The organism is Paenibacillus sp. BIC5C1 (genome assembly GCF_032399705.1).
GTDB classification, from domain to species: domain Bacteria; phylum Bacillota; class Bacilli; order Paenibacillales; family Paenibacillaceae; genus Paenibacillus; species Paenibacillus taichungensis_A.
This window is the reverse complement of sequence record NZ_CP135922.1, coordinates 5,028,561-5,040,047: the sequence shown is the minus strand read 5'-3', so window position 1 is coordinate 5,040,047 and position 11,487 is coordinate 5,028,561. Positions and strand designations below refer to the sequence as shown.

At 47.5% G+C, this 11,487-nt stretch carries 11 protein-coding genes and 1 other annotated feature; all 11 genes read left to right on the top strand.

The genetic code is table 11. From position 1 onward, the window contains the following. Positions 1-77: 77 nt before the first annotated feature. Positions 78-1,058, top strand: a complete 981-nt coding sequence (spoIIGA, locus tag RS891_RS22630) for a sigma-E processing peptidase SpoIIGA (RefSeq protein WP_315796404.1) — start codon at positions 78-80, stop codon at positions 1,056-1,058. An 11-nt stretch (positions 1,059-1,069) separates the two neighbouring features. After that, positions 1,070-1,792: an RNA polymerase sporulation sigma factor SigE gene (gene sigE / locus RS891_RS22625; RefSeq protein ID WP_017687308.1), complete on the top strand. Its 723-nt coding sequence runs from the start codon at positions 1,070-1,072 to the stop codon at positions 1,790-1,792. A gap of 111 nt (positions 1,793-1,903) precedes the next feature. After that, positions 1,904-2,686 (top strand): RNA polymerase sporulation sigma factor SigG, encoded by a 783-nt coding sequence (gene sigG / locus RS891_RS22620; RefSeq protein WP_024628410.1) that lies wholly within the window; start codon positions 1,904-1,906, stop codon positions 2,684-2,686. Between the two features lie 200 nt (positions 2,687-2,886). After that, entirely contained in the window at positions 2,887-3,276 is a 390-nt protein-coding gene (locus RS891_RS22615; protein WP_258530684.1) for a YlmC/YmxH family sporulation protein, read from the top strand. Between the two features lie 51 nt (positions 3,277-3,327). Further along, positions 3,328-4,221, top strand: a complete 894-nt coding sequence (gene pgeF / locus RS891_RS22610) for a peptidoglycan editing factor PgeF (RefSeq protein WP_113053855.1) — start codon at positions 3,328-3,330, stop codon at positions 4,219-4,221. A gap of 6 nt (positions 4,222-4,227) precedes the next feature. Beyond that, complete coding sequence (locus tag RS891_RS22605) at positions 4,228-4,929, top strand: YggS family pyridoxal phosphate-dependent enzyme (protein WP_090901480.1); 702 nt, start codon at positions 4,228-4,230, stop codon at positions 4,927-4,929. After that, positions 4,920-5,387: a cell division protein SepF gene (locus RS891_RS22600; protein WP_063566976.1), complete on the top strand. Its 468-nt coding sequence runs from the start codon at positions 4,920-4,922 to the stop codon at positions 5,385-5,387. Before RS891_RS22605 ends, RS891_RS22600 begins: the two co-directional genes overlap by 10 nt. A 7-nt stretch (positions 5,388-5,394) precedes the next feature. Beyond that, the gene (locus RS891_RS22595; RefSeq protein ID WP_205524745.1) at positions 5,395-5,664 is read left to right on the top strand and encodes a YggT family protein; all 270 of its coding nucleotides are present in this window, start codon (positions 5,395-5,397) and stop codon (positions 5,662-5,664) included. A 16-nt stretch (positions 5,665-5,680) separates the two neighbouring features. Next, positions 5,681-6,463: a YlmH family RNA-binding protein gene (locus RS891_RS22590; protein WP_076288135.1), complete on the top strand. Its 783-nt coding sequence runs from the start codon at positions 5,681-5,683 to the stop codon at positions 6,461-6,463. Positions 6,464-6,702: 239 nt separating this feature from the next. Beyond that, positions 6,703-7,212, top strand: a complete 510-nt coding sequence (locus RS891_RS22585) for a DivIVA domain-containing protein (RefSeq protein ID WP_063566974.1) — start codon at positions 6,703-6,705, stop codon at positions 7,210-7,212. Between the two features lie 58 nt (positions 7,213-7,270). Next, positions 7,271-7,562, top strand: a binding site (T-box leader). Between the two features lie 591 nt (positions 7,563-8,153). Continuing rightward, entirely contained in the window at positions 8,154-11,252 is a 3,099-nt protein-coding gene (ileS, locus tag RS891_RS22580; RefSeq protein WP_315793256.1) for an isoleucine--tRNA ligase, read from the top strand. Positions 11,253-11,487: the final 235 nt, after the last annotated feature.

Genomic DNA, 11,487 nt, shown 5'->3' with positions numbered 1-11,487 from the left:
TCCTTATACTTGTGAATATGCTCATGAATATCGGGATAACGTTATTTCGATATGTTGCGCGCAGGCAGGTGAAGAATGTGGTTGTATATGTGGATCTTATTTTTTTGACGAACCTGTGTATTGACGGTGCACTCATCGGACTGACGGCCTGGATGCGCAAAACGAAGCTGGTCTGGTGGAGATGGTTGCTGTCCGCAATCGTGGGTGCGCTGTATGTCGTCATGATGTTTGTACCGGAGTTTGATTTTATGTTCACCTTTTTAATCAAGTTTGGATTGTCTCTGGTGATGCTAGGTATTGCATTTGGGTTTAAGGGTCTTCAGGCATTTATGAGGACTTTGGGTACCTTCTATGTAATCAATTTTGTCGCCGCAGGGGGAATTCTGGGTGTGCACTACATGCTGCAAAGCTCTGGGGAATTGTTCAACGGCATTTGGTTTACGGCATCAGGTGGAATGTCTTTTGATCTGAAAATTGCCTTCGGGTTCACGTTTGTCGTCTTTTTTGCTGTGCTTTTTCTATTCAAAGCGGTGCAGAGCTCGAAACGAAAAACAGACCGAATGACAACGTACTTGGGTAAAGTGGAGGTTTCTATTGACGAGGTGACTATTTCTTGTACAGGCCTTCTGGATACAGGAAATCAGCTCACAGACCCCCTTTCACGTATGCCCGTCATGGTAATGGAAGTATCGTTATGGCAAGACATGCTGCCTGCTGCATGGAAGGGCAGGTTGAAGGATGAGGCGCCGGACAACCTTATCATGGAGCTCGATCAGGAGGATTTTCACTGGCAGGATCGTTTAAGGCTTGTGCCCTATCGAGGCATTAACAAAGGAACTGCCTTTATGCTGGCGATGAAGCCAGACCGGGTGAAGGTAACGATGGATGAGATGTGTTATGAGACGACAAAGGTATTAATAGGGTTGGACGGAGGCGTACTGTCATCCGATGGAAAATACCAGGCCGTGATTCACCCTGAGCTTGTGCAAGACGCTGCTTCTGCGCAGTCTACGGCTATCTCTGCGGGAGCAACAGAAAAGCCGCTGAATGTGGTATAGGAGGAACGTACATGCTTGTAAAATGGAAACTGGTGGCGCAGCTGCAGTACTATCGTTTATTATTTCTGCTTGGTTTGAAAAGTGAAGAGATTTATTATATCGGAGGCAGTGAGGCGCTGCCGCCCCCATTAACACGTGAAGAAGAAGAATTTTTGTTGCAAAAGTTGTCTTCTGGGGATTCGGCGATTCGTGCCATGCTGATTGAACGGAACCTGCGACTGGTGGTATACATCGCACGCAAATTCGAAAATACAGGTATCAATATCGAGGATCTGGTCTCCATCGGTGCAATCGGTTTGATTAAAGCCGTTAATACGTTTGACCCGGAAAAGAAAATTAAGCTGGCAACCTATGCTTCCCGTTGTATCGAAAATGAAATATTGATGTACCTGAGACGCAACAGTAAAATTCGTACAGAAGTTTCTTTTGATGAACCACTCAATATTGATTGGGATGGAAATGAACTATTATTATCCGATGTACTGGGTACTGAGAACGATACAATCTATCGGAATATCGAAGAACAGGTAGACCGGAAGCTTTTGCATAAAGCATTGGAAAAATTAACGGAGCGGGAGCGAATGATTATGGAGCTTCGCTTTGGCTTGACGGATGGGGAAGAAAAGACACAAAAAGATGTCGCCGATCTGCTTGGAATCTCCCAATCCTATATCTCTCGTCTCGAAAAAAGAATCATTAAAAGACTCCGTAAGGAGTTCAACAAGATGGTCTGAACAGGAGTATTTTTCATAATGGGTATTAATGGCAAGGATGCCAAGTGCGAATAAAAAAGCCTGCCCCGGAGATAATGTACATTAATGTTTCTCCTTGGGAGGTAAATCACGATGACCCGAAACAAAGTCGAGATTTGTGGCGTGGACACCGCAAAATTGCCTGTCCTCACCAACACAGAAATGCGGGAATTGTTTCATTCCCTTCAGCAACACCATGATCGCTCAGCAAGAGAGAAATTAGTGAATGGCAACCTGCGTCTTGTGCTCAGTGTCATTCAGCGCTTTAACAATCGGGGAGAGTTTGTCGATGATCTGTTCCAGGTTGGATGTATTGGCCTGATGAAAGCCATTGATAATTTTGATTTATCCCAAAATGTCAAATTTTCAACCTACGCGGTGCCGATGATTATCGGTGAAATCCGTCGATACCTGCGCGATAATAACCCAATTCGGGTATCTCGCTCCTTGCGGGACATTGCTTATAAAGCACTTCAGGTGCGTGATAGCCTGACGAATAAAAATTCCCGTGAACCGACGATATTCGAAATTTCTGAGGTACTGAATGTGCCGAAGGAAGATGTGGTTTTTGCATTGGATGCCATTCAAGACCCGGTTTCGCTCTTCGAACCGATCTATCATGATGGTGGAGATCCAATCTATGTGATGGATCAGATCAGTGATGACAAAAACAAGGATGTATCCTGGATTGAGGAAATTGCACTGCGTGAAGCGATGCACCGTCTCGGTCAAAGGGAGAAAATGATTCTGTCGATGCGGTTTTTCGAAGGGAAAACCCAGATGGAAGTGGCTGATGAAATTGGTATTTCCCAGGCGCAGGTATCCCGTCTGGAGAAATCAGCGATACAACAAATGCAGAAACATGTGAAGTCTTAACAAGGGGTTAGCCAAGAGGCGATCAAAGGGAAGAAATATTCCTTTGATCGTCTTTTTGCTTTTTGGATTTCGACATCAGAGATATTTGGATTTGTTCGGTTGCCTTTCCTTCGAAAAAGAGGACATTTTTCGCGTAAGAAACATATATTGTATAGAAGCGGAGAACGGGCAGAAGCGGATTAATCGGGGGGCGTGACCAAATGAAAGTGAACACAGGTGAAGCGGCGGGTAGCGGGATGAAAATTTCGGATTTTCAAACCAAAGATGTTATTAACATAACGGATGGCAAAAGACTGGGTCAGATTAGCGATTTGGAGCTGGATCTGAAGCAGGGACGAATTGAAGCGATTGTTGTACCAGGCTACAGTCGTTTTATGGGGCTGTTCGGCGGGGGAACGGATCTGGTCATCCCTTGGAGAAATATTGTGAAGATCGGTTCGGATGTCATTTTGGTTAAAATGGATGAAATTAAGGAAACTAACTACGATGAGCGCGACCGTGAAGCCCGGTTGTATGACGAACAGAACGGCCGGATGGACCGGGTCGAACGTATTGAACGTTTAAATCGGAACCAGCGCCGGACGATATAACCGAGACAGAACGGGGTTCATTTGGTACACTGGAAGTTGTGAGGTGAGAAGATGGAACCGTTTATTTTGGATAAGGAAATACGGTCGGGAAGCCAGAACTCAGATTGGGGTCCTGACCCGTTGTTATTATATGTGGAGCCGTGGAAATTGCAGTTTAAGCATATGAATGCCGGTTTTACGACAAGGCAAGGCGGTGTCGGAAGCACACCTTACGCCAGTCTAAACTGCGCCTATCATGTTGGTGATGATCCGGCTGACGTGCTGAATAATCGTAAACTTGTAGCTGAAAAGCTGGGTTTTCCTTTGGAATCCTGGACTTGTGGAGAACAGGTACACGGTAACCATGTCGCTGTAATCACGGCTCAAGAGCGGGGCAAAGGTTTGCTGGATCGACAGTCTGCATTACAGGATACGGATGGGTTGATCACTAATGTGCCTGGTGTGCTGCTGACTTCCTTTTATGCAGATTGTGTACCCCTTTATTTCTATGACCCCGTACAACAAGCGGTGGGGCTAGCTCATGCCGGATGGAAAGGTACAGTTGCCGGTATAGCCGAATCGATGGTCGAAAAGATGGAGCAGGAATATGGAAGTCGCAGACAGGATATCCATGCTGCAATAGGTCCCTCCATTGGGGATTGCTGTTATGAAGTGGATGAAGCGGTTATGCAGCATGTACGGGTTTGGCTGGACCACTCCTCGGGTAATGATGAATACAAGAACTCTGCATCCAATCAAGTATATCGAGCTGCCGGAAATGGCAAAACGATGTTAAACTTGAAAGAATGCAATCGACACATTATGATGAAAGCAGGAATATTGCCGGATCATATCGAATGTACAACTTGGTGTACAAGCTGCAATCCCGAGCTATTTTTCTCGTATCGTAAAGAAAATGGCATTACCGGGAGAATGGCGAGCTGGATTGGGCTGGAAGAGAGGTGACCCTCTGTGTCATTGGAGGAGCGTATACAACTAGTAAATCAGAAGATCGAAGCCGCGTGTCAGCGCAGTGGCCGTCAACGTGAAGATGTCAATGTGATTGCTGTCACGAAATACGTCTCACTTGAAACAACGGGAGCTGTGCTGGACCACGGTCTTGAGCATATTGGCGAAAACCGCTGGCAGGATGCACAAGCGAAATGGGAAGCATTCGGTCAGCAGGGAACCTGGCATTTTATCGGTCATTTACAGACGAATAAGGTGAAGGACGTCATCGGTAAATTCCGTTACATACATTCACTGGATCGTTTGTCCCTGGCCAAGGAGTTGGATAAAAAGGCGGCGTCTCTTGGCATCCAGGTGGAAACACTATTGCAGGTAAACATTTCGGGTGAAGAAAGCAAGTTTGGCTTGCAGCCTGAACAGGCGAGTTCCTTTTTGCGTGAAATCAGTTCGTTCAACAACCTGAAGGTCATCGGCCTGATGACCATGGCACCCCATGAGGAAGATCCGGAGCTTACACGTCCCGTGTTTCGCGGACTGCGTGAGCTTAGAGACCATTTGAATGGACAAGCTTTAACAGCGGAGCCATTGACCGAGTTGTCGATGGGCATGTCCAATGATTTTGAAGTGGCGATTGAAGAAGGGGCAACCTGGGTTCGGCTTGGATCGATTCTCGTAGGAAAAGAGGAGGGTTCGCAATGGGCGTAATGAATAAGTTTATGAATTTCCTCGGGCTTCAGGAAGAGGAAGAGATTGTGGAACGTGAGCGTATGGCGGCACAAGAGGAACATGATCCTGATCAACAGGAAGCTGAAACCTCAAGTCTCGATAAACGTAGAAACCAAAGGGGTAATAATGTGGTGAGCATTCATTCCCAGAAAAATGTTAAAGTCGTCCTTTATGAACCGCGTTCTTATGACGAAGCACAAGAGATTGCTGACCATCTGCGCTCCCATCGTACCGTTGTCGTTAACCTGCAGCGGGTGCGTCAGGATCAGGCTCTGCGCGTCATTGATTTTTTGAGTGGCACAGTGTACGCACTGGGCGGCGGTATTTCAAAAATTGGCGGCAACATTTTTCTCTGTACGCCAGATACGGTTGAAATTCAGGGTTCAATTACGGAAATACTGGCTGACAGCGAGCAAGATTATAACAGAATGAGGTGAGCCACTTTTGTACCAGATTGAAAGCGTGTTGTACACGTTATACCAGATTTACTTTTACATGGTCATTGTCTACATATTGATGTCATGGCTTCCCAACGCACGGGAGAGCTTCATCGGTGAATGGCTAGGTAAGTTTGTGGAACCATATTTGAGACCTTTCCGCCGATTTATTCCGCCTTTGTTCGGTGTGTTGGATATTTCACCGATTGTGGCGTTGATCGTTCTTCAACTCGCGCTTAATGGGCTGATCTCCGTCCTCCGATACTTTGTATATTAAGGTAGGGTGAACATAGATGAGCGGTGAGATTTACGAGCATTTTAGTCATGATGAGCGGGATTTTGTGGATAAAGCCTCAGACTGGGTTGAACGGGCAGGTAAGTATCATGACATGAAGCTAACTGACTTTCTTGATCCCAGGCAGGTCTTTATTTTACAAACACTTGTGAACCGTCGAGATGATGTACAGATTCGTCTGGATGGTGGTTATGAAACAGCTGAACGTAAGCGTGCGCTGATTGCACCGGATTATCGGTATCTGGACGATGAGGATATGGGTATGCAGGTGATGAGCATTACGTCTGACGATCAGAAAATCAAAGAGCTGGAGCATGGGGACTATATGGGTGCCCTGCTCGGGCTTGGCATGAAACGTGGCAAGATCGGTGATATTCAAGTGCTGGAGGACGGGTGCCATACGGTGGTGGCGTCGGAAACCGGCGCTTTTTTATCGCTTCAACTGAATCAAGTACACCGGGTACATGTGTTTACGGAGCTGTTGGCACTGGATCAGCTGAAATGGTCCGAGAGCAAGCTGGAGACGATGGACATTACCGTGGCTTCCCTGCGTTTAGATGGCATCTGTGCAGATGTGTATCGGCTTAGTCGCAGTAAAGTTCTCGTTCCGATCAAGGCTGGCCGTTGTCGTGTGAATTGGAAAGTGGAGGAAGATCCGTCCAAAGCGCTGAAGGCGGGAGATGTGGTATCCATTCAAGGATTTGGTCGATTCAAGGTGATGGAACAGGATGGGTTGACCAAAAAGGGACGCTGCCGCGTAAAAATCGGCAAATTTGCCTAAGTGTGTTGCAGGAAAACCAGCTTTCTTGTCGAAATGTTTAAGGTAAAGGTGCAAAAAACATTCGGTGTTTCCGATATACATTAAAGCAAAGGTTGATATGACCGCCAAAGGATCAGAGTCTGGTCCTGCATTCCGTATTCGTGCCAGGATTGGGCATCACATATACGGCCCCTTGGGTGGAACCCATATGCTGCAAACCTTCTCAGCCCGGGAAGGAACTTTTACAGGAGGTGGACAGCATGCCATTAACGCCGCTGGACATACACAACAAGGAATTTTCCCGACGTTTGCGCGGGTATGACGAGGATGAGGTCAATGAATTCCTGGATCAAGTCATCAAAGATTACGAAGGCGTCATTCGCGAAAACAAAGAGCTGAGCAATCAGTTGCTGTCCGTTCAGGAGAAGCTTGATCATTTTGCAACGATTGAAGAGACGCTGAGCAAAACGATCATCATTGCGCAGGAAGCTGCGGATGATGTGAAGAACAATGCGAAAAAAGAAGCACAGTTGATCGTGAAGGAAGCCGAGAAAAATGCGGACCGGATCGTAAACGAATCTTTGTCTAAATCACGCAAAATTGCTTTGGAAGTCGAAGAGCTGAAAAAGCAGGCGTCCATCTATCGTGCCCGTTTCCGTACACTTGTGGAAGCACAGCTTGAATTGTTGACTCAGGATGGTTGGGAAGCGCTGGAGAGCCGGGAGCAGGAAGTCCGTGACCGTGAGCGGGAAATGAAGGAAATTTATTAGTCTATCCGCCTGGTTGACTTTTGCCTGTAAAGAGGCTATAACTATATTCATAATGAATAGTGATTCCATGACGGGTTCAGTACGTTATGATCTCATCCCTCAGAGAGTTGGCGTCTGGTGCAAGCCAATGGATGAGTTATAGCCGAATATCTCCCCGGAGAAGTGACGCTGAAGCGGTGAAGGATTGGCCGTGTGTAAGCGAAACCGTGAGCCGAACGTTATATCGGCACCCTGCTGTAGTTAAGCGGGGCATAAGCGCTGTTGATGACAGAGCATACCCAATTTATATTGGATGTGGTTTGTGATGAACAGAATTAGGGTGGTAACGCGAGCATAACCTCGTCCCTTTCCAGGGATGAGGTTTTTTTGTGTCCAAAAAAAGGCGAACGCCCATGAGGCCCGAAGGTGCCTCAAGGAGAGAGCCAACCGCCGGAGGAACGAAGCGACCGGCAGCAGGGGTTCGCCAAGGCGAGCGTACATGAGGCCCAAAGGGACCTCAAGGAGAGAGCCCACCGCCGGGCGAGCGAAGCGTCCGGCAGCAGGGGTTCGCCAAGGCGAGCGTCCATGAGGGCCGAAGGGACCTCAAGGAGAGAGCCCTCGCCGGGCAAGCGAAGCGACCGGCAGCAGGGGTTCGCCAAGGCGAACGTCCATGAGGCCCGAAGGGACCTCAAGGAGAGAGCCAGCCGCCGGAGGAGCAAAGCGTCCGGCAACTCCCTTCTCGCGGTAAGGCCCTGCGGCGTTCCCGAAGGGGACAGCCGCAAGAGGGCCGACTCCACCATACACACCCTCGCCAACGCCGTCGCAGTTCCCGCCACAGACAACCATTTCCGGGTGTCCAGAGGGCGGAGCACCTATGGGGTCCCCCTTGGTAAGGGGGATTTAGGGGGATTGAAACGCTTTTTGTGGACGGTCCACAACTATATCTCGAAAGGAAGATCATCATGCAACGAGTTGACGTCAAAGAGAAGGCACGCGCCAGAGAACTACGCGTGTTAAACAAATGGAAAACCGAGAATACATTCAAAAGATCCATTGAAAACCGAGAAGGTAAGCCAAACTTCGTATTTTACGAGGGACCGCCTACAGCCAATGGTAAACCACATATCGGTCACGTATTGGGACGGGTCATCAAGGATTTCGTGGGACGTTATAACACAATGAAGGGTTACCGCGTCGTTCGTAAAGCAGGCTGGGATACACATGGTCTGCCTGTAGAACTCGGTGTTCAGAAAAAGCTGGGCATCTCTCACAAGTGGGAAATCGAAGATTATGGCGTAGAGAAATTCATTAACGAATGTAAAGCGAGCGTGTTCGAATACGAACAACAATGGCGCGACCTGACCGAAGGTATCGGCTACTGGACAGACATGAATAATCCGTATATCACACTCGACAACAATTACATCGAAAGTGTGTGGAACATTCTGGCGACGATTCATGAGAAAGGTCTGCTGTATCGCGGTCACCGTGTGAGTCCTTACTGTCCGTCTTGTCAAACTACACTTAGCTCCCATGAGGTAGCCCAAGGGTACAAAGACGTGAAAGACCTTAGTGCTACAGCCAAATTCAAGCTGGATGACAGCGGCGAATTCGTGCTTGCCTGGACAACGACGCCTTGGACATTGCCTTCACACGTTGCGCTTGCAGTGAATCCGGATATGGACTACTCCCGTGTCCGTCAGGACAACGAAGTGTACATCATGGCGACTAATCTTGTTGAGAAAGTCATGAAGGATGCCAAAGGTGAATATGAAATCATCGGTACCTTGAAAGGTTCTGACCTGGTTGGCAAAACGTATGATCCTCCGTTCAACTACGTGCAGGCTGAGAAAGCAAACATCATCCTGGGTGCAGGTTTTGTAACCGATGCAAGTGGTACAGGGATTGTACACATGGCACCTGCACATGGTGAAGATGACTATCGTGTATGTCGTGAGAATGGCATCAGTTTTGTGAATATGGTGGACCTGGAAGGCAAGTTTGTGCCACAGGTAACTGATTTTGCCGGACGTTTTGTTAAGGATTGCGATATTGATATCGTAAGATACCTGTCTGAAAAAGGACGTTTGTTCAGCAAAGAAAAATATGAGCACAGCTACCCGTTCTGCTGGCGTTGTGATACACCACTTCTGTACTATGCAATGGACAGCTGGTTTATCCAAACAACAGCAATCAAGGATCAGCTGATCGCCAACAACAGTGAAGTAGAATGGTACCCAGGCCACGTTCGTGATGGGCGATTCGGGAAGTTCCTTGAAGATCTTGTAGACTGGAATATCAGTCGTGACCGTTACTGGGGAACGCCACTGAACATCTGGGTATGTGAAGAGACAGGTGAACAATTCGCTCCGCATAGCATCGCTGAACTGCGTGCTCGTGCCATCGGCGACGTACCTGAGAATTTGGAGCTGCATAAGCCGTATGTAGATGACGTCAAAGTCATGAGCTCTTGTGGCAAATATGAAATGAAACGTACACCGGAAGTGATCGATGTCTGGTTCGACAGCGGCTCCATGCCGTTTGCCCAGCAGCACTATCCATTTGAAAATAAAGAAATATTCGAACAGCAATATCCGGCAGACATGATCTGTGAAGGAATTGACCAGACACGTGGCTGGTTCTACAGCTTGCTGGCTGTATCTACACTTTTGACAGGCAAAGCACCTTATAAAGCGGTTATGGCAACAGGCCACGTTCTCGATGAAAACGGACAGAAGATGTCCAAATCCAAAGGTAACGTTATCGATCCTTGGGAAGTTATCGAAGAGTACGGTACAGATGCATTCCGCTGGGCTTTGTTGTCTGACAGCGCACCATGGAATAGCAAACGTTTCTCCAAAGGCATCGTGGGCGAAGCGAAATCCAAAATGGTGGATACGCTGGTCAATACCCATGCATTCCTGACGCTGTATGCTACGATTGATGGATTTGATCCACAGGAGCATCCGTTCAAGTTGTCTTCACACAACCTGGACCGTTGGATATTGTCCAGACTGAACAGCCTGATTCTCGTTGTGGAAAAAGCGCTGGCTGTTAACGACTATCTGAACTCTTCCAAAGCCATTGAAGCATTTGTAGATGAACTCAGTAACTGGTACATCCGTCGTTCACGTGACCGTTTCTGGGGTAGCGGATTGACAGAAGATAAACTGGACGCTTACCGTACTCTTACCGAAGTGCTGGTGACTACTGCCAAGCTCGTCGCTCCATTCACACCAATGCTTGCAGAAGATATCTATCTGAACCTGACTACTGGTGAGAGTGTGCATATGGATGATTATCCGGTTGCCAATGAAACGCTGATTGACTTGAATCTGGAGCAGGATATGGAGACAGCACGCCGAATCGTGGAACTTGCCCGTAACGTTCGTAACGAAACAGGAATCAAGACACGTCAACCGTTGTCCGAACTGATCGTTTCTCTGGATAAAGGCTTCGATCTGGCAAGTTATGAAGAGATCATCAAGGATGAGATCAATGTCAAAACGATTCGTACCGAGCATGATGATGCGGATTTCGTTGATTTCACTTTGAAGCTTAATCTGAAAGTAGCAGGTAAAAAATATGGTAAAAATGTAGGTTTCCTGCAGAATTTCTTCAAGGGAATGTCAGCAGATGAGACACGTAAAGTGGTCACAGAAGATGTTCTGAACGTCGTTTCTCCTGAAGGCGAAGAGCTGCAAGTGACGGGTGAAGAACTGCTGGTGGAGAAACAAGCCAAATCCGGTTTTGCCTCGGCATCCGGCTATGGTCTGACGGTAGCTCTCAATACAGAGATCACAGCAGAACTTGAACAGGAAGGCTGGGTCCGTGAAGTCATTCGTGCAGTTCAAGACACACGGAAGAAGCTGGATTTGCCGATTGAGAAAAGAGTACGTTTGACGCTGGATGTGGACTCTGCTTTGCAAGAAGCGATTCAGGCTTTTGATCATGTGCTGCGTGAGAATGTGCTCGTTACCGAAGTTACCTTCGGTACGAATGATTCGATGCAACGTATTGAAGCTGGGGGCAAAGCCATCGGTGTATATATCGAGGGGTAATACAATGATTCTCTAATTCTCAACGTAAGGCGTTCCTGGAAAAAGGATTGCTTTGTCAGACTTTAACGGGGACAGAGTAACTCTATTTCAAATAGGACAGTATATAGAGACAGACATGCCAACGAGCCTCAGATACAGGAGATTAATCCTGTGTCCTGGCTCGTTTGTTTTTTCAGCAAATGGGCAATGATTTCTATTGTGCAGACATTCTATATACATCAAAGGAACTGAGTAA

What these genes read in the sequence shown, in the direction of transcription:
- sigE (WP_017687308.1), top strand. Translation starts at nt 1,070, where the DNA reads ATGCTTGTAAAATGGAAACTGGTGGCGCAGCTGCAGTACTATCGTTTA.
- sigG (WP_024628410.1), top strand. Translation starts at nt 1,904, where the DNA reads ATGACCCGAAACAAAGTCGAGATTTGTGGCGTGGACACCGCAAAATTG.
- RS891_RS22615 (WP_258530684.1), top strand. Translation starts at nt 2,887, where the DNA reads ATGAAAGTGAACACAGGTGAAGCGGCGGGTAGCGGGATGAAAATTTCG.
- pgeF (WP_113053855.1), top strand. Translation starts at nt 3,328, where the DNA reads ATGGAACCGTTTATTTTGGATAAGGAAATACGGTCGGGAAGCCAGAAC.
- RS891_RS22600 (WP_063566976.1), top strand. Translation starts at nt 4,920, where the DNA reads ATGGGCGTAATGAATAAGTTTATGAATTTCCTCGGGCTTCAGGAAGAG.
- RS891_RS22590 (WP_076288135.1), top strand. Translation starts at nt 5,681, where the DNA reads ATGAGCGGTGAGATTTACGAGCATTTTAGTCATGATGAGCGGGATTTT.
- RS891_RS22585 (WP_063566974.1), top strand. Translation starts at nt 6,703, where the DNA reads ATGCCATTAACGCCGCTGGACATACACAACAAGGAATTTTCCCGACGT.
- ileS (WP_315793256.1), top strand. Translation starts at nt 8,154, where the DNA reads ATGCAACGAGTTGACGTCAAAGAGAAGGCACGCGCCAGAGAACTACGC.